We start from the raw sequence: 19533 nt of genomic DNA on the forward strand, positions 1-19533 counted from the left end.
TCATGGGCTGGGCCATTGCTCCGACGAACCGTGAACCTGCTGGCGGGGTGGCGCTACGGGCAGGACAGCAGCCGATCGTCCCCCACCTGCGAGCGCCCCGCCCGTCAGGACCAAACCACCCACGAAGAGCGCGGCACCGATCAGCACGACATCACTGATGAGTTCGGCTGTTCGTTCTCGGACGGGCCCGGTGTCTTCGCCGGCAGTGTGGTTGGACATGGAGTCCCAATAGCCCCACGTGCATTCCTGCTTTTCTGGGTAGTCGCGATGCGCTTCGCAGCTCCAACCCAGATCTCGCGTCGATTGGGCCGAGTCGTCGCGCAGATCATGCTGCGCCATATAGGCGAAACACATCATCACGGCCCCGGCCATCGCAAGGAGAAGGCCGAAAATTCCCGCTGTCGCCCTCATGCCCAACCCCTTCAGAAAAATTCACAGCACCCGCCACCCGATTGCGTTGGTGGAGGACGGTGTATGTCCCCATTTGAAATATGTCCCGATTCGAACACGAGCCAGAATACGGCGGCCCGAATGTGTTGCATATCAACATGTTCCAACTTTCCGCCGTAGCCTATCCCATGCCTTCACCATCTGATGGTGAGCGGCCGGGTCGGCTTGTCCACCGGACGGATCGTCCTTTTCGGATAAGCCGGGCTGCCACCGGGCCCGCCGCTCAGCCTGCCCGGTCGATACGGGAGATGCAGAAACCGTTCGCGGCATGGTCGAGGGTGAGGTCGACCGACGACGTCGCACCCTCGGAGCTGGTCACCGGCGCGCTGACGGTCACGACCGAGCCTGCGGAGCCGCGGACCGTGAGCGCCTTGTCCTCGAAGTGCCGCACGCCGGACAGCGTGGTGCCCGGTTGGGCGCCGTTGCACAGCAGTGGGTAGTCCGGTTCCACGTCGGCCGGGTTCACCGGATCACCGACCACCCGGCTCAGATAGCGCTCGACGGTGTAGCGGGCCTGCTCGTCGGTGAGCCGGGTCGCCGACCGGTCGCTGACGATCGGGCAGCCGTAGTCGGACCGTAATTCGCTGGGGCGCAAGCTGACCTGGAGCGCGTCGTTCTGCCAGTACGGTCCGAATGGCCCGAGGACGCCAGGGCGGCGCACCGCATCGGTGATCTGCTCGACGTCGCCGTACATCCGGGGAATCTCCGCGGGCGACTGGGTCCAGCACTTGCGGATCAGCGCGCTCGTATCACCGGCGAGGACATCGTCGAGCCAGGGACGCAGGGCCGGCGCCGCCCTCGAGCTGTTCGGGACGGCACCGATCTGCGCGACGGGCGTTGTCGCCTCCGCCCCGCCCCGGTCCTTGGCAGTCAGCACGGCGATCGCGGTCACCCCGGCCACCACCGCCACGCCGCCCACCGCGAGCAGGGCTTTCCTCGTCCGCGACGTGCCGGGAGCACGCGGTGGTGTGGGTCGCGTATCTCCCTGCAGCACAGCGGTATCCCCCACTACCCGCCTGCCGGTGAAGGCCGCGATCGCCGCGTCGGCGAGCTCACCACAGCTGGCGTACCGGTCGTCCGGGTTCTTCGCCATCGCCCGCGCGATCACCGCGTCCAGCGCGAACGGCAATGCCGGATTACCCGCCGTCGGGCGTGGCGGCGGTTCGATCAGATGCGCGCTGATCAACGCGGCCGGACTCTCCCGCTGGTACGGAACGAACCCGGTGAGCAGCTCGTAGAGGGTCCCGCCGAGGGCGTACACATCGGTGCGCACGTCGAGCGGCTGCCCCTCGAGCTGTTCGGGCGCCGCGTACGCGAGGGTGCCGAGCACCGATCCCGCGGACGTGAGACTGGTCGTCTCCCCCATACTGCGAGCGATCCCGAAGTCGGTGACCAGTACTTCGTCGGTGCCGTCGTCGGCACGCGCGATCAGCAGGTTCGCCGGTTTGATATCGCGATGCAGCAGCCCCTGCCGATGCGCGTAGTCCAGCCCCTTGGCCGCCTCGGCGACAATGTGAACCGCGCGCTCCGGCGTGAGCACCGACAACCCCTGACGCAGCAACTGCGCCGCGTCGAGCCCATCGACGAACTGCATCGCGATCCACAACCGATCGCCATCGACCCCGCGATCGAAGATCTGCACCACATTCGGATGCCGCAGCCGCGCAGCCAGATCGGCCTCACGCTCGAACCGCGCCCGAAACGTCGGCTCCACCGCCAGCCGCGCATCGAGCACCTTCACCGCGTCCCGGCGCGGCAGTCGCGGATGCTGAGCCAGATAGACCGCTCCCATCCCCCCGCCACCGACCCTGCGCTCGATGCGGTACCCCGCAAGGATCGCCCCCGGCCCGAACTCCATCACAGCTCCTTCGCACCACCCATGTGACTGCGATCAGGCTATCCGCCCCGGTCCACCCCTGCCGCAAGAGCACGTCAGCGTCTGTTGCGACATCAACCGGGTCAGCCGAGGCATTTCCGCAAGGTCGAGCGATGATGCGGCGCTGACCAGTTCGCTCACCTGCTAGCGGCGGTCGATCAGCCACAGCAGACGATCAGCGAGGCCGCTCGGCGTGGTGCCGAAGTCGTCCGCACGCGCGTCTCGGGGCCGAGACGGTCGAGGTCGTCAGATCTCTGTGCGCTCGCCCCATTTCGCCATCCAGCTCGCGTTCTCGAGCGAGATGGTGTTCTCGCAGTCCGCGACGAACGCCGCCCACCGGACCCGGTCGGTGGGTGACCCGTCGGTGCGCCACCGATCGAGCCGCCGTCGCAGGCGATCCGCGGTAGCGAGGTAGGTCATCACCAGGAAGTCGTACCGCTTGCCTGCGAGATAGGCCAGCAACGATCCACTCAGCGTGGTCATCACCGCGACCCAGGGCGCGATGCGGCCCGCCGCTTCCACACCGACACCGGTATTGATCGCGGCGACGATCGTAGCCGCGAGGCCGAGGCCGACAGCGGCGCGGCGCAGCCGGGTCGCACGGGTGCTGTAGCAGCGGGCCGCGGGCAGGTAGTAGTCGTCGATCTGGGCCCGTACCCGGTCGTGGACATACTCTTCGGGGTGCATCGATCGTGGCGCCTCGACGGCTTCGGCGCTGGGCGCGAGCATCGGCAACAGGTCCGCTGCCGTCCGCTCGATGCCATCGATATCGGCCAGCAATTGCCCGGATTGTTCCGCGTCACCGGTGGCGCGGAAGGTGAGAATTCGGTGCTTGACACCCTCGGAGACCGCCCGGGCCCGAACCCAGCGGCGGGTCGATTCCGCGGTCAGGTACTGGGCGGTGAGAAACGTCGCCACCGCCAGCGCCACCGCGCCCGACAGCGCCACGATGCGTGTCGGGGTGCCTGCCGAGCGGAGGATGGTCGCGGTCGAGGCCGTGGCGATCGCGCCCCAGCTTCCGAGGAGGAGAACTGCGAGACGCGTTCGATCCAACTGTCGCTTCATCTGGGTAGCGGTGGTCGACCAGCGAGTTCGCCGCTGCCAGAGGGTATTCAGGAAATCGTCGTCGGTAATCATCGGCTATTCCTCCTCGCCGGCGATCGGTAGTCCCTCACACAGCTCGATGTAGTCGATCTCCGAAGAGACCCAGTTCCGCCACGTCTCCCGGCTCATGTTGTGGGTCATCTTGGCGCAGAGTTGCTCGGGCGAGGCAGTCGGCACCGGCCACATCCGGATGGTCTCGTCAACACTCGCGGACATGATCGCAGAACCGTCGGGCGTGAAGTCGACAGCGGTAACTGGGGCGCCGTGCCCGACCAAGGCCGGGCCGATCTGACGGTGCGTCTCCACATCCCACAGTCGCAACACATTGTCGATGCCGACGGTGACGAGTATGCGGCCGTCCGGAGAGAATTGGACCATGCTGGCCGGTCCGTCCTGCCACATGGGTTCGTCGATTTGCCTGCCGGTATCGGTATTCCAGATGCGCACCGATTTGTCTTCGTAGCCGACGGCGAGCAGCTGGCCGTCCGGGCTGAAGGTGGTGCTCTTGACCCATGCTTGCCCGGTCATCGGCTGGCCGACCGGTTGACCGGTGTCTGGGTCCCACAACCGCACCGAGTAGTCGGTGGCGCCGGTGGCGACACGCCGTCCGCCGTTGTCGATAGATACCGTCCGCACAGAGCCATCGTCATGGCGCAGTTCCGGTCCGATCGGACGCATACTCGCCATGTCTCGAATCTGGGCATAACCGTCAGCTCTGATCACCAGCCTGCGCCGGCCGGGATCGTATGTGTGGCCGGTCGTTCCTGGTGGCAGAGCGATCGGCGGCGCGATCGCCGCCCCCGATGCAGCATCCCAAAGCTGAATGTCAGTCAACGCGAGGGACTTGGGGCTGAACCCGGTAGCCGCCACCTGTGTGCCTTCGGCTGTGTATTCCGCGATCTGGAAAATGCCGTGCTCGCCGCGGATCAAGGGCCCGAGCTGCGCACCGGTGGCGGTGTCCCACTGTCGGATAATGCCATCCGTACCGCCAGAGACGATATGCCTGCCATTCGGGCTCACGTCCGCGCCCAACACCTTGGCGCCGTGGTGCATGGTTCGCCCGCCGCCAACCTCCCATTCGCGGACGGTGGAATCCAGGCTGCCGGAGAGAATTCGACCTGAATCGGGGTGAAGCGCGACGCTGGACACGATGAGTTCGTGTCCGTCCAGTGGCTCCCCAAGAGGCCGACCCGCCATGGCATCCCACAGCCGGATCGTCTTGTCATCGCTGGCCGAGGCGATGACAGTGCTGTCGCGACTGTAGGTTACGTATCCTACCGCTGCGGTGTGCTCACGTAGCGGCTCGCCGATCTGCCGGTGGGTTCTTGTATCCCATTGCTGGACATCGAATCCCGCGACCACGAGTCGGTCACCTTTGTGGTCGAAGGAGAGACTGTTCACCGCGCTGTCGGTGTACACGGTCAGCGGCTCGCCCGAGGGTAGTCCGGACTGCGCGTCCCACAAACGGACGGTGCCGCCGAAGTCGCCCGAAGCGATCAGCCCGCCCTCACCGAACGCCACCGAGGTCACCGGCATGGTGTGCTCGGTCATTTCGCCGATCTGCTGGCGCGTGTCGGCATCCCAGAGCCGGACGGTCTTATCTGTACTCGCCGACACGATGTGGCGGCCGTCCGGGCTGAACGCTACGCCCATAACCGGTCCGGTGTGGCCGCGCATTTCGGCACCTACCTGCTGCTGGGACCCGGTGTCCCACAGCCGCACAGTTCGATCCCGACCCGAGGACACGAGGCGGGTACCGTCGGGACTGAACGCGATGCGTATCACCTCAGACTTGTGACCCGCCAACAGAGTACCGATCGGCTTCCAGGTAACGGCGTCGAGGAGTTGGATCTCGCTACCACCAGCGGCCGCGATCCGTTTCCCGTCCGGGCTATAGGCGACACTGGCGACCTCGACCCTGTTCATGTGGACGATTTTGCGGAGTTTGCCTTGCTGGTGAATAGCGTTGAGCAGGGCGAACTCCCGCTTGGTTTCCGTAGGGATGCGATACGCGGCCATAGCCATCTGCATTCCCAGGATGTCGTCGCTTTTGCCCGGCCACCTTCCCGAGAGCATGAGCTGCGAATTCGCCGACAACGCCAGCGCTGTCGCGTGGAGGCTCTCCGCGACGGCGCGCTCCTGCGCCCGATCTGCACGCACCCACAGCAACCCCGCGACCAGCGCAGCGACCATGGTCAACACCAACGCCGCCCGCAGAATCCGCGACCGCCGACGCAATGCCCGCGCGCTGCGCTGCGCGTCCTCCTTCGCCCGGCTCTCCGTGGCCGCCAACGTTTCCGCCGCCTGCTGACGTTCCCTGGCGGCCCGCAGCTCATCCTCCCGATGCCGGCGTTCCTCGTCGATTCGCTGGTCCTCGGCGCGTCGCGAGGCCAACAGCAGACCCCGGACGGGGTTGAGTCGCTCGCGGAATCCTGGTGCGGCGGCGAGTGATTCGGCGTCGGCGAGTCGCGACCCCGACAGCAGCCAGTCCTCGCGCCGCCCGTTCTGCTCCCACGCCTGCGCGGCCCGCTCGAGGTTGTCGGTGGCCTCCAGATCGGCGGCCTGCACCCGCAGCCAGTCGGCGAGCGTATCCCATTGGCGCAGCAAGCTTTCCAACGCGACCTCGACGACAACGGCCCCGTCACGCTCGTCCTTGACCAGTAGCCTGCGTGCGACGAACTCCTCGAGCAGCGGATGGCTCTCCGGCGGCAGATCGAACCAGCGGGCCGGTCGGCGCATCGGCTGGTCGTTGCCGGAGTTGATCGTCGCCAGCCACGGCACGAACGCCCGTCGCAGGATCGCCAACTGTCCGGCACGGACCTCGGGGTCGGCCTCGAGGAGTTCGTCGACCTCGCGCTGCACCACCCGCCGCAACCCGCCGAGGGATTCGTAGTGCGCGAGGGTGATCTCCCCATCCCCGTAGTCCCGAAACAGCCGGGCGAGGGTGAGCGAGAGCAGCGGCAGGGTGTCGGCGCCGCGGGACCAGTCGTCGAGCAGACGTTCCACCAGGTCCGGGGCGAACGACAACTCCGCGCCCGCTTCCCTCGCCCGCCGCACCGGCCCGACGATGACTTCCTTGAACTGGGCCTGCGGCATCGGTTTCAGATCGTCGAACGGCCGCACCGCGACCGACGCCAGCATCGGTGCGGTCTGCAGCGGTTCGTAGCGGTCGGAGCGGATGGTCGCGATCGCGATCATCGAGATCCCGCGGTCGCGGTCGAGCAGGCCACCGAGCAGCGTGAGCAGCACACCGGCCTGTTCGCCCGCCTCGGGGCCGAACAGTTCCTCGGCTTGGTCGATCGGCAGGATCAGCGTCGGGGCCGGGTCGTCGTCGGAGTCCAGGACGCGTTCCCGCGCGGCCTGCTGTGCTTCGATCAGCCAGGCCCGCACCTGTTCGACGTCGCGGACGCCGTCCTCGATCTCGGTGAGACCGGGCCGCCGCAGCCCCACGCCGACGCGCAGCGCGTGGATCGACCGCGCGAATCCGGCGTCACCGGTGAGCGCTTTGCGGTGCGGCCGCACGATGTCCATGGTGAGGAAGTGGCGGTCGTCGCGGGCCAGGCGTGGCAGCAACCCGGCGCGCACGAACGACGACTTGCCCACACCGGACGGACCGAGCACGACGAACAGGTGGCCGCCGCCGAGGTTGCGCAGCCCACGCACCGTGTCGATCGCTCGCCCGATCTGCGCGTCGCGGCCGAAATAGACTGCGGCGTCTACGGATTCGAGCGGTTCCCACCCTCGATAAGGTGCGCGGCCCGGGTCGCCCGGCGGTGGCCAGCCGAAGGTGTCGGCGCCGATGCCCGCGGCCCGCAGGCCGTGACGGAGCCGCTGCAACCCCTCGGTCAGGAACTCGACCGTCTCCCCATTCACCGATATCGCCGTCTTCGGTCCGTCCCCGAACAGGTCGCAACGCTGCCATTCACTGGTCATGTCGCGCCCCGCCAACGGCTCGAGGCGGACCGTGAAGATCGGCTTGTTCAGTGACTCGGCATGACGGTATTCGACCTTGCACTCATGAGAACTGTCCCAATTGTTCGACAACAGGCAGATGACCGCCTCGCAGCGATCGCCCGCCCCGCGCAGTGCGTCCTTCCATCGGACGCCGGCCGGAATCCCGGTATCCGGGTCGAGATCGAGGAAGATCTCGCCTGCCAGACCGGGCTCCGCCTCGATCAGCCACGCCCGCAGCGCGACCGCCTCGCGGCTGTCCCGGCTCGAATGGCTGAGGAACAGCCTGGCCGACCGGCCGGCGTCCATGGCAGTTACACCCGCGACCGGTCGATGCCCGCTTCGATCAGCGCCGACCTCGCGACATCCTTCGCGCAGGCGGTGAGCGCGCCGAACGCGCTGATCCGGCTGAACGTCTGCCCGGTGTGGACGACATTGTCGTGCTCGTCGTCGCCATCCACGATCGGCACAGCGCCCGCCTGCAACCATGTGCGAACCTCGGCGACCGACGGCATCGTCCCGGCCACCCGCAGATGGAATTGCTGAATCAGCAGCACGACGCCGGCGACCACGGGCGTGGCCTGACTGGTGCCGTGCTGGATCGACTCGCCGCTGTCGTTGCGGATTCCCGACGAGGTCGTCGGGGCGCCGGGCGCGAAGATATCGGTCGCGCAGTCGCCACCCACGGTCGAGTGCAGGCGCTGCGAGAACGGTGTGATCCGGTCCGGAGCCGTCGACAGGGCGGTCGCACCGGAGCCGTAGCTGAACGATCCCTCGTCGGCGTCGTAGACCGCGCCGACACTGATCGTCTCGCGGAAGATCGCCGGGTAACTCATGCCTTGGCCACTGTTGTGGGCGAAGTAGTCGTTACCCGCCGCGACACAGCAGGCCACTCCGGCGTTGGTGAGTTTTCGCATCGCGTCACCGATGCCGTCACCCGCGAAATCCGCGTCGGAGGTGTTGTTGTCCGATGCGCCGAGGGACATGCACACGGCGGAGATGCCGAGCGATGTTCGATTGGCCAGCACCCAGAGCAGTGCGTCGCGGATCGCGAGGAAACTGCCGCCGCCGGAGTTGCCGAGGACTTTGACGGGCACGATATGCGCGCGCGGTGCCATCCCGGTGTGCACGCCGCCGGCGCAGATGATGCCCGCGACGTTGGTTCCATGCCCCTGGCCGTCGGTCGGATCGGTGGGCGAACCGTTGTTGTCGGAGGTGAAGTTCCGGCCCGCCCGAACCCGTCCGGCGAAATCGACGTGGGTGGTGCGGAGCCCGGTGTCGAGAACGGCGACCGTCATACCGGACCCGTCGACGTTGAACTTGGTGCGAGCCTCGGCGGCGCGTACCAGCAGATCGACCTCGAGCAGTTCCGGCATGAACGCCAGGTCGGTCTGCAGCGGCTTCTCGACGGGGACGACCGATTCGAACGCGACGCCGGCTTCCGGCTCCGCAGAAATGGTGTCGGACATGATGATTCCTTCCTACAGAGCCGAGTACGCGACGATGAAGTCGAAGACGTCGCGAGTCATCCGCCGCCCGAAGTTGGGCTTGGTGTTGTCGCCGATCGCGCCCGCGGCACCGCGCAGCACGCCCACGACGTAGGGCCATCCGTCGGTGTCGTACACATAGAGACCCGAACCGCTGTCGCCGTACCACGCGTCCATGAAGAAGTTGATGTACTGACCGTTGAGGATGCCGTTGCCTTCGTTGCCCCAGATCTGGGGCTGAGACTTGTCACTCGGATGGCCGTAGAGATACATCCGGTTGCCGGTCACAACGTTGTCGGGCGCCACCCACAGCCCCTTCCAACCCGACGCGCGGCCCGGGAAGTCGCCGTATCCGGAGAATTCGATGACGGCGTAGTCGAATCGCGCGTCACCGCCCGCATTGTTGACCCAGCCACCGGGGACCGTCACGTTGTAACCGCCGTGACTGCCGAAGGGCATCGGTGTCGGGTCTTGGCGATCGGTGCCGGGTGCCACGGATGCGAAAGGAAGCCAGTTCGTTCCGTTGTGCACGACGTGCGCCGCGGTGACCGCAGTCGACGGCCCGACCATCGTCGCGGACCCGGAGTATCCCCCGCTCGCGAGCGCGAGATAGGCGATCGTGCTCATCGGATACACCGTGTTGTCGCGACGCACAACGCGGTTGTCCGTGCCGATGATTCCCGAAAGTGCGTGCAGCGACGTGGAATCGATCTGTTCGGACTGGGAGCGCGGCAGCGCGGTGTAGGACGATGTGCGCCGTTCGCGATCCGCCCGGAGCAGCTCGACGAACGAGCTGCTCGGTGCGTCGACGGTGTATTCCTTGCCCTCGTTGAAGATCACCGGCCGCAATGCTTCGGCGAGCTCATAGTCCGACATCTCGAAGACAGGGCCGAGTTCGTCGCCGCGCGGCGGTTCGACGCGGGGGTACACCGAGTTCGGTGAGACCTTCGCCTCCCCCACCAGAGTCAGCGGCTGACCTTTGGGCGAAGTCAGGGTGGTGATTGCGGTAGACATCCGTGCTCCTCGATTCCCGAGCGGCTCCGATGTCCCGAACGCCAACGTCAGCCGCAGATTTTCTGTCCGCTCTGAACGTACGAGGATGTGCGCGAGCCGACGCGAGTACACGGCTACCCCAATTTCTCGGGCAGTACTACGTGCTCCGCTACGTGCGACTGTCGAGGAGCTGATTCACCATCAACGAACCTCTCGCACAGTCGAGTCGGGCGATGAACGCGAAAGGTTCGGAAGAATTCAGTAGTGGTACCTGGCCTGCACGACCGTGACAGTCTCCCCCGAGACCGAATAGACCAACCTGTGTTCACTGTCGATGCGACGTGACCAGTAGCCAGACTTGTCGCCTCGCAGCGGCTCAGGCTTGCCGAGACCGTTGAACGGATCGCGTGCGATGTCGTCGATCAGACGGTTGATGCGGATAGCAACCTTTCGGTCGGTACTGACCCAATGTGTGTAATCTTCCCAAGCGACCTTGACGAAGACGACTCTCACTGGTCCCCTTCTGGCTGGAATTCCACAACATCGCCAGACTCCGCCTGCGCGATACCCTGCGCCAACCGGGCCGCATTGGCAGGCGAGCGCAGCAGATACAGCGTTTCCCGCATGGAGTTGTACTCCTCTTCACTCAGCAAGACGGCGTTGCCCTTCTTGCTGGTGATGTGGATTGCGGTGCGGTCGTTATTGACCTCTTCGATGAGCGGGAACAGCTTGTTCCGCGCTTCGCTGGCAGACACGGTATCTGTCATTGGATTCCCATCCTCGTACGAGATACCTGTACTGTACCGCTTTCCCGTACAACTCGATAGGCCTCAGCGGCGCAGCTGGTTGTGCGGGATCAGTACCGTGGTGCGCTCGTCGATCGGCTCCATCGGTTCCAGCTTCGGCTGCGTGCTCAACTTGTCCGACAGCTTCTGCCGACCCACCGACACCAACTTGCGCGTCACCGGACTACCCGCGACCGCTCGCGAGGCCGCGGTGATCTGTTCGTAGCGCACCCGACCAGCCTTCGTGCCGAGCACGTAACCGGCCGCTACGCCGATGATCAACCGCAGCATCTCCTGGAGCTCCTCCCACGTCTGTGTGCGGGCTCCATCCTGCCCCAGCCGCCCCACCCCTGTCGATCCGGCCACCGTTCGACAGCACATCGTTATACGCCGCATGTCCGCAGGTAGCGCCCCGATTTGGGTTCCCGCGACACGATGCGCTAAAGTTTCATCTCGGTCAGCCCGCCAAGGCAGACCGCCTGAGTCTAACCACTCAGGGCAATCCCCTATAGCTCAATTGGCAGAGCAGCCGACTGTTAATCGGCAGGTTTCTGGTTCGAGTCCAGATGGGGGAGCATAAAAAATCCCCTGACCAGGCAAAATGGTCAGGGGATTTCTTCGTTTATCCCGCATTTTCGGGCCATCACCAAGAAAACACCAAGAATTCGCCACCAAGAACGTCGTTGTCAGCCCGACGTACCGAACCCCAGCTCCAGCGCCGCCGATGAGTCCGGCGCCTGCTCCGGTGACGCGATGTAGTGCCGTTCGGTGACCGCCTCACGAGAGTGCCCCAGCTGTTTCGCGGCGGTCTTCGAATCCGACGTCTCGGCGATCAGCGTCGCTACCGCCTTCCGGAACGTGTACTGCGTGACATCCCGATACAACGTGCCCCGGGCATTCCGCCATGTCCGATTGAAGTTGTTCGGATCGCGCAGGACCCCGCCCCGACCGGGAAAGACGAGCGGGACCTTGTCTTCGATCTGCACCACGCTGGCACCCACCTCGCGCAGCGCCTTCACCGCGCACATCCGTCCACAGGTCGGGCTGTCGCGTAGCCGCTTCAGCATCTCGATCGTGAACCCGGGCAGCGCCACCGTCCGATGCCCGGCATCGGACTTCGCCCACTCCTGCCGGAACAACCCCTTCCCGTTGAGCCTGACAATGGTCGCCGACACGGTGAACGTCGCCGGTTTCGCCTCGAGATCGAACTGATCCCACGACGCTGCCAGCGCCTCGCCTGGCCGCACCCCTGAGCCCAGGATCAAATCGGCCACATCGAGTATCGTCCGGTCCCTTTTCGGGCCGTGCGTGTAAGCGGGTGATCCCGGAATCTCGTTCCCCGCCAACCACTCCCGAAGTTGAGCACGCAAACCCGTCAGGCGGTCCCGCTCGATCGTCTGAGGTTTGATCTTGCGGCTGCGCAGACGCGATGTGTCTCGCACCGGGTTCTCCGGCAGCGCTCCGTACCGGACGGCGACCCCCATAATGCCGGTGAGAATCACCTTGTGCAGCCGCGCCTTCGACCTCATTCCGGCAGCGACAATCGACTGGATGTGTTCGTCGAGTCGACCTGTATCTGCCTCCCAGACACGAAGATTGCCGATCGCGGGACGCAGCTTGACCGTCGCCTTGTCGGCGCGCTTGTCATCGCTCGCGTCGATCTCGCCCTTGTACAGGTCATACGACTGCTGGCCTACGCCTTCATCTCGTGACACCTCGTCGAGCCAGATGTCCATCAGGACGGTGAGGCGTGTATCGCGGGTGACTTTGCCGCGCGTGCGGCCCTTGTACTGCTTCTGCCGAGCTGTGAGCTTCTTCCGCAACTCCGCCGTGGCCTTGCTCTTGGTTGTTCCGAGTGCATCCACGACGCGGCCCGTGCCGTCGTAGTCACGAAACGTGACCCAGGCTCTCCACTTCCCGTCCTTCTGCTCCTTGGTGCCGATATCGCCGTAGCTGCCGAGCTCGGTGGCTGGTCGTGGCATTGATCCTCTCGATCCTTTCGATTCTTTCGATGGCTGTCAGGCGGCTTCGGGCTGGTCATCGGTGTGCACCATGCACGCTTTGAGGTAGGCGTCCAGGTCGCCGAGGCGATACATGCACGAGTTGCCGGAGGGCTTCGAGTAGCGCGGGCCGCGTCCCATCGCCGCCCAGTTCGCCAGCGTTCGAGGGTGCACGCCCAAGTAGTCGGCAGCCTCACTGCGGTTAAGCCAGCGCCTGTGTCCCGTCCGGTGTGGACCGCCGGGCCTGTGCAGCGGCGTGACCACCTCGCCGCCAGGAGTTCTCGGATTCATCAATTCCTCGCTTTCTTCGTGCACCACGCCGCGTGTCCGGTGCCAAGTAAGGGTCGGCGGCGACGGGGTGATGGGTTGCGTGAAGGGACCGGATCATTCCGACACCGGGTCCATGAACGCTCCGTAGTTGGTGAGCAGTCAAATAGCTTCTCGTCCAACGTTTCTGCTGTCGCGTCGCCCGATTTGGGGTTTCCCGTTCGCCGACCGCCCCGTTCGGGCACAGCGGCGGATTCCGGGCGGATTGGGTAGCGCGTGGATGCGCGGACGGGCCGCGCTAGATCGCTCTCGCCGGGGATGCGGGGTCCATGATGGTGAAGAAGATTTGGGCGTCCTCCGACCGGAGCAGGACGAGCTCATGCCCCATAACTTCCGACCACCACCTCGGCTCGGTCGCTGGCAGACGCGACCATGTTCGGGTGGCCGGTCTCCTGCTTGTTAGGAGTGCCGGTCAACGAGTCCGCCAACGTATCGCCGATCTCGACGTCGGTGTTGGGTTCGTCATCCCTAGCGGCTAGTTCGACCGCAGAGGTGGTGATGAAGGCGTTCTCGGCAGGCGAGGCCACCGACCCGAATACCGCCCGGTCGGTGCCGCCGACGGCGAGCAGTCCTGAACCGCGTGCGGCCGAGAGGAGGAACTGCTGTTCGCCTTCAGAGAGGTGGAAGGCGGTGGCGACCTCGTCGATCGCTTGAGGTGCTTGGCGTAGCAAGATCTGGGTCGCGGCGTTCGAGATGATCGCGCGCCCCAGTTCGGTCGAGCACACATCCGCGCAGTCCTGTGTGGCGACGGTCAATCCCGCCCAGTGTTTGCGGAAGCTCTTGGCCGCCCGGAACAAGAACTGGGCTCCGGCGGGCTGGCGCAGGAGCAGCCATGCCTCGTCCACGGTGACCATCCGGGGCCGTCGCTGTCCTGGATTCGATACCCGCCGCCATGTGGCATCCAAAACGAGAAGCGTGCCAATGGTTTTCAGCTCCTCGGGTAGCTCCCGCAGCGAGAACACGATCAGCCCGCCCTCGGGTTCGGTGGTGGTCGGCCCGTCGATCAGCCCGGCGTAGGCCCCGTCGCCGATGTAGGGGTGCAGCCCGGCAGCCAGCTCGGTCGCGGCTTGCGTGCCGAGCTGGTCGAGTTGATCGCGCAGGTTGCTCAGCGTGGGCGCGGGCCGGGCCCAGGTGGCGGGGTCGTCGGTGATCCCGGCGGCGGCATAGGTGGCGGCCAGCGCGGCGTCCAGGGCCGACCGTTGTGCGGCGGTCTGGTTTCCCAGCAGCACCTGGATCAGGGTGTGCAGGAACAGCTTCCGCCGGGTGAGCGCATCGGATGGAGCACTGCGACGGCCATCGACTCGGGTGTGGACTTCCAGGTCGAATGGGTTGAGTCGCACACCAGGAGCGCCCAAGCGGATAGAGGTGCCGCCCACGGACTCGCACAGGCGCCGGTATTCGTCCTCGGGATCGATCACGACTTGCTCGATCCCGCGATACAGCGAGCGCAGGATCTCGGTTTTGACCAGGTAGGACTTACCCGCACCACTACGCCCGAGGATCACCAGGTTGTGGTTGTGCGCTTCGGGGGCGAACCGGTCCACGAACAGCAGCCCGGAGGCGGCGTCGCGGCCGTAGAGCACCCCGTGCGGGCGGGCGGCCTGCGCCGGATCGACGGCGGGAAGTTGTGGGGAGTCGAAAGGGAACGCCGCGGCGAGGGCGGTGGTGTCGAAGGTGCGCTGGACTCCGATCAAGTCCTGGCCCAGCGGCAGAGTGGTGGCCCAGGCTTGAGCGGCTCGGTAGGACAGGGTGCAGGTATCCACGAGCAGGCTGGCCGCCAAGGCCCGCACGGCGGCGACCTCGTCAGCCAGTTCGGCCTCGGATTCGGCGTGCACGCTCAGATATACCCCGACGCGGAACAACCTCGCCTCCGCGCGCGCGACCCGGGCGGACAGGTCAGCGGCGTCCTCCACCGCTACATCGACCTGTGGGTCGGTGAGGCGGCCTCGGGCCGTGTCGTGCATCCGGGAGGACTCGAGTCGGGCTTGCTGGCGGCGTAGCCGGGTGGCGGCAGTGACCGGGTCGACGGGGTCGATGTGGATGGCGACCTCGACCCGCCCGGGGTGCGAGAGCAGCGGCGCGAGCCAGCCGGCCGTTACCTCTCTCGGGTATCCGGTGACCGCGAGGGTCTGAGTCCAGTCCGAGCCGACCTCGAGATGCCGGGTGCCGATGGTGAGTGATTCCGGCGCGAACCCGGTCTCGGTGGCGAATGGGTCGGCCACTGCGGAGGCGGGGTCAGACGTGATGATCGCGGAGGGTTCGGCGATGTCGGCTGCGACCGAGACGAGGCCCTCGGGGTTGGTGCAGCTGGTCAGCACCGCCCGTGCCTGCGTCTCATCGAGAGGGGTGACCGAGATTCCCAGCGGTGCAAGGACATCGGCTGCCTCGGTCATCCGGCGTAGGAGCCGCGATTGCGCAGCCCGGCGCGCGCCGGTGGACAGCGCGCGCCGGGCCCGGTTTCGTCCGGGCCACCGGGCACGCAGCCCGGTGGCGGCGAGCCTCTGCGTGGGTTCGCGCCACACCAGCAGCACTTGGCGGTGGGTCGGGTTCTCGCGCGCGGCCAGCTCGGCGAGATGATCGGCATGATCGAGCGCGGCCACAGCGAGGTCGGTTGACATCTGCTCGGCGGCGGAGTGCAGTCCGGTGATCTGCTCGGTCAGGTCCAGCCGCGCCGAGCGCACCAGGATCTGCACGGGTTGGCGCAGCGTGTGTAGCCATCCCGCGAGTTGGCCGACGAGACTGTCCTGCTCGGCCGGGGTACGCAGGCTCAGGTTCAGGGTTCCAGAGACCGCGATGACGGCGAGCCCGTCGGCACCGAGGTCGATCACCCCGATACCGCTACCGGTTTGCGTCACCGACTCCGGCAGCCGTGCCACCTGCGCGGTGAACGCGACCGGTGTGGGTGGGCGGGGCTGGGTTCGGGTGGTGCGGTTGGTGATCCATTGCGGCGGGGGCGGTGCCTGCCCGCGTGTTCTCACCAGGTGACGTGGGCTCAGGCGGTGGCGGATCGCAGCGACGGCGAGCAGGTCGGTCGACAGACCGTCGCGTCGGGTCACGACGGCGACGGTGACAATGACTCCAATTGGAGTCATTGTGGCGAGAAAGATCGGCGGCTCGATCACCGTTTTGACGGTGATCCAGGCCACGTACATCAGCGCGGCGGTGGTGGCGAGGACGGCGAGCTGGCGGGCAGTGAACGGACCCAGCAGTCGGTCGGAGCGGTCGACGTCGGCGGGGATGCGCACGATGGTGCTCATTGCGGGGTGCCTCCTCTCGGAGCGCGTGGTGCGCGGCGGCGCACGGGCAGGTCGGGCATGGGTAGATGCAGCTGCCGCCCCGCAGGACGCGCAGGCGCGGATGCGGGTGGATGTGGCGGGTTCGGTGGCGGCGGAACGGGTTTGACCCGGGTCACCGGGAACGGCAGCGGGTACTGGCCGCTGCGGTTCGGCCGGAGACGGGCGTAGGGATCGGCCGGGGCGGGCTCGGTGAAATCGAAGGCGAGCTGTTGAGGTGTTGCCCGGCGGCCGGGTCGCTCGGGTGGTGGCGGGGCCAGTGGCGTCGTGCGGACCCGGCGGACCGGGATCGGGAGCGGGTACTGACCGCCAGCCCCGGCGCGGATGCCCCGGTAGGGGTCTGGTGGGGCGAAGTCGAACGCGAGCTGGCGTCCACGTTGAGCCCGCGTCGGTCTCGGCGGTGGGGTGGGGCTGGTCGAATGGGCGGGTGTCGGGCTCGGCTGGCGGGCGACGCGGCGCACCCCTTCCAGAGGCAGCATCAGCTGCCCGTCTCGCGTCGAGCGGACCCGCGCAAACGGATCCACAGGTCCGGAGCTGGTAGCGGTACGAGGTGCTCGCGGGGGCCGGGCCGCACGCTGGCCGGATGTCGCTGAGGCGGCGCTGCGTGCGCTACTCGCGGTAGAACCTTTGAGCAGGCCGAGCGTCTTGTAGGCGATGAAGCCACGCACAATCGAGCCGACGAAGCTGCGACCTTGCCCGATCTTGAGGACCGACAGCAGCCAGAACGGGATCTTGATCAACACGAACATCAGCGCCAACGCGACGATCATGTTCACGATCTCGTTCGCGTCCGGGCCGAACAGATACCACCCGCCCGGGGCCAGCAGCACCCGCAGAACCGTCACCAAGATCAGCGACTGCACGACCTGGATCCCCAGGCACGCGGCGAACGAGCGCCACCACCACCGCGCTACCCCGTCGATACCCGGCAGTGCATGACACATCAACGCTAGCGGTGCACCCACGATCAGCAGGATCGTGATGGTGACTCGCACGACGTAGCTGATGAGCAGCACGAGCAGCATCACCACCAGGGCGAGATAGAGCAGCAGCGCGAAGCCTTGGCTCTGTGGACCGGTCGTTGCGAGCTCGGTCAGCGCATCGGCGGCCGAGCCGGAGTCAACGCCATCTCCGGCCACGGCGGCGGCGAGTGCGTTGGCGAAGCTGATCGCTGCCGTGGCGATCGCCATGCTCAGTCCCCCGGCGGCGAACCCGACCACCAAGCGCGGGGCGAGTTCTCGGAGCGACCATTGAGATTGCAGGGTCTCGCGCATCATCAGCAGCACCCCGGCCGCCATCACGACGAGCACGTAGAGGGCGGTGACGATCTGCCAGGACTGGTTCCACAGCACACCGATCTGTGGGATCTCGCTGGGTTCGGGTGTGGTGAGCAGGGTTTCCGACAGCAACTCGAGGAGCGGGTTGAGCGCGGACTCGACGATGCGCTGGAAGAATCCGTCGATCGCGTTCTCCACGCACCCGTTGATGTTGGTGACCCCGCACTCGGCCGAGGTCGACGAACCCGGCGAAGCCGGAGAGGGTGTGGGCGTGGCCGGGCTCGGGGTGGTGGTCGAGGGCGGCGTCACCCACCGCGACGGCGGGGTCGTAGTCGGAGGAGTGGTCGTCGGCGAGGCAGGTGTCGGGGTCACCGGCACAGGCGGCGTCGGCGTGGCGGGCTGGGCGGCGGCACCACCCGCGCCGGTGAGCCCGAGTAGGACCGCCACCAATACCGCCACCGCTGCCGCCGTTGTGGCGGTGCGGACGAGGCGCAGTCCTCGTGCGCAGACCCGGGTGGGACCGGGCTGGTGTGAGGCGTTCACCGTCAGCCTCCGACGATGGACTTGAGAACGGCCACGATGACCGGTGCCAGCACCGCCAACCCGTAGCCGATGCACGCGGCCCGGAAGGCGGTCTTGGCTTTCTCGGTCTCGGCGGGATCGCCCGCGCCGAGCAGATAGCGAGCACCGGCAACGGTCAGGCACAGCGTCGCCAACCCGGCCAGAATCCCCATCACCCAGTTGCGGGCGTTGTCGATCACCTCATCCAGCGACGACGCGACCGCCAGCACCGCTGTCTGCGGGGCGGCCGACGCCGACCCGGCCATCAGCACCAGCAACGCCATGATCGTGGCTAGGGCCGCGAGGATCGTCGCCCACCGCCGCCGCAGCACCGCCTGCCGAGTCGAGGACAGTGGTGCCACGCTGAGGTTTCCTCGGTTCCCGCTCATGCCGCCACCTGCCCGTGTTCGGTGCCCGACTGCGCCGGTGCCGAGGAGTCGCGCTTGGGCCGGCGACCTCGCCGCGGTAACCGTGAGGGCGACGCGAGTGCGGTGACCGTCGCGGCCTCGACAGTGCTGGTGCGATCCGAGTCCAGGTCTCGGGCGCGTTCGGTCAGCCACGCCAGCAGGGCGCGCTCGGCGCGGCGGCGTTGCTTGCGCAGCTTGCCCAACGACACGCCACGCTCAGCCGCCAGCGAAGTCAACGAGCGGGCCTCCCACCGCGACGCCGCGATCAATTCAGCCGCGTCGGCGGAGATCACTCCGGCCGTCACAGCTCGGGCCAGAACCGACTCGGGATGGCCCGGTTCGGCGATCGCCGACCGCGCCCGCGTTGCGAGCGGACCGAGGTCGCAGTCGATGTCACCCGCTGACATCGCTGGTGATTGCTGCTGATTCGCCCCGGTGATCATCGCGCGGTAGGCCGCCCACCGCAGGCGATGCCACACCCCGGGCCGGTCCAACGGGACGCGAGCGAGGTGGGTGAGGAATCCGGTCAGTACCTCGGACTCGACGTCGTGGCGGCTACTACTGCCCGGGGTGGCGTATTCCCCGGCAACTCTGCTTAGCATCGGCACGGCCAGGCCCGCGCACACCAGCATCGCGTCCTGGTCGTGGTTGTGTGTGCGTTCGATCAGCCATGCCCAGATCGCGTCGATCTCGGCGATCGGCACCGCAGGGTCCCACAGCCGCTCGCGCAACTGCTCCCACGTCCGTACCGAGCTGGCCGTGGCGGCGTCCGGCGTCGGCACCGCACGCGGATCGGCGGGCAACAACTCGGTGGCGATGCGGTCGAAACCCGCCCGCACTACTGCCAGCGGAGAACCTGGTTTACCGCCCGATCCCGAATATGTACCGACGTGTGAATTCGTCACCACAAAAACTCCTTGTTCGATCGAGAACTTCCGACCTCACAAGGACACCTGCGGCCTCTATCTGAAACATATCCAAACCATATCCCAAACCTATCTGAAACATATCCAAACCATATC

The 19533-nt window shown here is 66.6% G+C and carries 16 protein-coding genes and 1 tRNA gene; 2 read left to right on the forward strand and 15 right to left on the reverse strand.

Annotated features, from left to right (window positions below; all coding sequences use genetic code 11):
- The 9 genes from ACFWO8_RS18730 to ACFWO8_RS18770 all read right to left on the reverse strand — a co-directional run bounded on the left by ACFWO8_RS18730 (position 1) and on the right by ACFWO8_RS18770 (position 10937).
- Positions 1-411 (reverse strand): hypothetical protein, encoded by a 411-nt coding sequence (locus ACFWO8_RS18730; protein WP_378952369.1) that lies wholly within the window; start codon positions 409-411, stop codon positions 1-3.
- A gap of 262 nt (positions 412-673) precedes the next feature.
- Positions 674-2308 carry a protein kinase gene (locus tag ACFWO8_RS18735; protein ID WP_378952372.1) on the reverse strand — a complete coding sequence of 545 codons (1635 nt, stop codon included), beginning with the start codon at positions 2306-2308 and terminating at the stop codon, positions 674-676.
- Between the two features lie 264 nt (positions 2309-2572).
- Positions 2573-3463: a DUF4231 domain-containing protein gene (locus ACFWO8_RS18740; protein WP_378952375.1), complete on the reverse strand. Its 891-nt coding sequence runs from the start codon at positions 3461-3463 to the stop codon at positions 2573-2575.
- 3 nt (positions 3464-3466) lie between these two features.
- Entirely contained in the window at positions 3467-7690 is a 4224-nt protein-coding gene (locus tag ACFWO8_RS18745; protein WP_378952378.1) for a TIR domain-containing protein, read from the reverse strand.
- 5 nt (positions 7691-7695) lie between these two features.
- Entirely contained in the window at positions 7696-8850 is a 1155-nt protein-coding gene (locus ACFWO8_RS18750) for a S8 family serine peptidase (RefSeq protein ID WP_378952381.1), read from the reverse strand.
- 12 nt (positions 8851-8862) lie between these two features.
- Positions 8863-9882: a trypsin-like serine peptidase gene (locus ACFWO8_RS18755; protein ID WP_378952384.1), complete on the reverse strand. Its 1020-nt coding sequence runs from the start codon at positions 9880-9882 to the stop codon at positions 8863-8865.
- 237 nt (positions 9883-10119) lie between these two features.
- Positions 10120-10374 carry a Txe/YoeB family addiction module toxin gene (locus ACFWO8_RS18760; protein ID WP_378846028.1) on the reverse strand — a complete coding sequence of 85 codons (255 nt, stop codon included), beginning with the start codon at positions 10372-10374 and terminating at the stop codon, positions 10120-10122.
- The gene (locus ACFWO8_RS18765) at positions 10371-10628 is read right to left on the reverse strand and encodes a type II toxin-antitoxin system Phd/YefM family antitoxin (RefSeq protein WP_378952387.1); all 258 of its coding nucleotides are present in this window, start codon (positions 10626-10628) and stop codon (positions 10371-10373) included. Before ACFWO8_RS18765 ends, ACFWO8_RS18760 begins: the two co-directional genes overlap by 4 nt.
- Before the next feature lie 63 nt (positions 10629-10691).
- On the reverse strand, positions 10692-10937 hold the full coding sequence (locus ACFWO8_RS18770) for a hypothetical protein (RefSeq protein WP_378952390.1): 246 nt from the start codon (positions 10935-10937) through the stop codon (positions 10692-10694).
- A gap of 211 nt (positions 10938-11148) precedes the next feature.
- Between ACFWO8_RS18770 and ACFWO8_RS18775 the strand changes: the two genes are divergently transcribed.
- Positions 11149-11221, forward strand: a tRNA-Asn gene (locus ACFWO8_RS18775).
- Between the two features lie 111 nt (positions 11222-11332).
- Here the strand turns inward: ACFWO8_RS18775 and ACFWO8_RS18780 are convergent.
- From ACFWO8_RS18780 to ACFWO8_RS18795, 4 genes are all read right to left on the reverse strand, one after another.
- Positions 11333-12382: a tyrosine-type recombinase/integrase gene (locus ACFWO8_RS18780; RefSeq protein WP_378952393.1), complete on the reverse strand. Its 1050-nt coding sequence runs from the start codon at positions 12380-12382 to the stop codon at positions 11333-11335.
- A 282-nt stretch (positions 12383-12664) separates the two neighbouring features.
- Positions 12665-12937, reverse strand: coding sequence for a helix-turn-helix transcriptional regulator (locus ACFWO8_RS18785; RefSeq protein ID WP_378952948.1), 273 nt, complete (start codon positions 12935-12937; stop codon positions 12665-12667).
- Between the two features lie 353 nt (positions 12938-13290).
- On the reverse strand, positions 13291-16230 hold the full coding sequence (locus ACFWO8_RS18790) for a PrgI family mobile element protein (protein ID WP_378952396.1): 2940 nt from the start codon (positions 16228-16230) through the stop codon (positions 13291-13293).
- Positions 16227-17741: a hypothetical protein gene (locus tag ACFWO8_RS18795; RefSeq protein WP_378952399.1), complete on the reverse strand. Its 1515-nt coding sequence runs from the start codon at positions 17739-17741 to the stop codon at positions 16227-16229. The genes ACFWO8_RS18790 and ACFWO8_RS18795 overlap by 4 nt, the downstream gene beginning before the upstream one ends.
- On the opposite strand from ACFWO8_RS18795, the gene ACFWO8_RS18800 reads away from it, so the two are divergent.
- Positions 17707-18111, forward strand: a complete 405-nt coding sequence (locus ACFWO8_RS18800; protein WP_378952402.1) for a hypothetical protein — start codon at positions 17707-17709, stop codon at positions 18109-18111. The two genes, ACFWO8_RS18795 and ACFWO8_RS18800, sit on opposite strands and share 35 nt — an antisense overlap.
- Here the strand turns inward: ACFWO8_RS18800 and ACFWO8_RS18805 are convergent.
- Together ACFWO8_RS18805 and ACFWO8_RS18810 are read right to left on the reverse strand one after the other, a co-directional pair.
- Positions 18089-18493, reverse strand: a complete 405-nt coding sequence (locus ACFWO8_RS18805) for a pilin (RefSeq protein ID WP_378952405.1) — start codon at positions 18491-18493, stop codon at positions 18089-18091. The two genes, ACFWO8_RS18800 and ACFWO8_RS18805, sit on opposite strands and share 23 nt — an antisense overlap.
- A complete protein-coding gene (locus tag ACFWO8_RS18810; protein ID WP_378952408.1) occupies positions 18490-19416 on the reverse strand; it encodes a hypothetical protein in 927 nt (308 codons plus the stop codon). The genes ACFWO8_RS18805 and ACFWO8_RS18810 overlap by 4 nt, the downstream gene beginning before the upstream one ends.
- Positions 19417-19533 lie beyond the last annotated feature (117 nt).

It is taken from the genome of Nocardia sp. NPDC058480, assembly GCF_042720495.1.
Lineage (GTDB): Bacteria > Actinomycetota > Actinomycetes > Mycobacteriales > Mycobacteriaceae > Nocardia.

Excerpts from the sequence above, each read along its gene's own strand:
- ACFWO8_RS18740 (WP_378952375.1), bottom strand. The coding sequence starts at position 3,463 with ATGATTACCGACGACGATTTCCTGAATACCCTCTGGCAGCGGCGAACT.
- ACFWO8_RS18735 (WP_378952372.1), bottom strand. The coding sequence starts at position 2,308 with ATGGAGTTCGGGCCGGGGGCGATCCTTGCGGGGTACCGCATCGAGCGC.
- ACFWO8_RS18750 (WP_378952381.1), bottom strand. The coding sequence starts at position 8,850 with ATGTCCGACACCATTTCTGCGGAGCCGGAAGCCGGCGTCGCGTTCGAA.
- ACFWO8_RS18780 (WP_378952393.1), bottom strand. The coding sequence starts at position 12,382 with ATGGACATCTGGCTCGACGAGGTGTCACGAGATGAAGGCGTAGGCCAG.
- ACFWO8_RS18755 (WP_378952384.1), bottom strand. The coding sequence starts at position 9,882 with ATGTCTACCGCAATCACCACCCTGACTTCGCCCAAAGGTCAGCCGCTG.
- ACFWO8_RS18805 (WP_378952405.1), bottom strand. The coding sequence starts at position 18,493 with ATGAGCGGGAACCGAGGAAACCTCAGCGTGGCACCACTGTCCTCGACT.
- ACFWO8_RS18790 (WP_378952396.1), bottom strand. The coding sequence starts at position 16,230 with ATGAGCACCATCGTGCGCATCCCCGCCGACGTCGACCGCTCCGACCGA.
- ACFWO8_RS18770 (WP_378952390.1), bottom strand. The coding sequence starts at position 10,937 with ATGCTGCGGTTGATCATCGGCGTAGCGGCCGGTTACGTGCTCGGCACG.
- ACFWO8_RS18785 (WP_378952948.1), bottom strand. The coding sequence starts at position 12,937 with ATGAATCCGAGAACTCCTGGCGGCGAGGTGGTCACGCCGCTGCACAGG.
- ACFWO8_RS18745 (WP_378952378.1), bottom strand. The coding sequence starts at position 7,690 with ATGGACGCCGGCCGGTCGGCCAGGCTGTTCCTCAGCCATTCGAGCCGG.
- ACFWO8_RS18730 (WP_378952369.1), bottom strand. The coding sequence starts at position 411 with ATGAGGGCGACAGCGGGAATTTTCGGCCTTCTCCTTGCGATGGCCGGG.
- ACFWO8_RS18800 (WP_378952402.1), top strand. The coding sequence starts at position 17,707 with ATGCGCTGGAAGAATCCGTCGATCGCGTTCTCCACGCACCCGTTGATG.
- ACFWO8_RS18765 (WP_378952387.1), bottom strand. The coding sequence starts at position 10,628 with ATGACAGATACCGTGTCTGCCAGCGAAGCGCGGAACAAGCTGTTCCCG.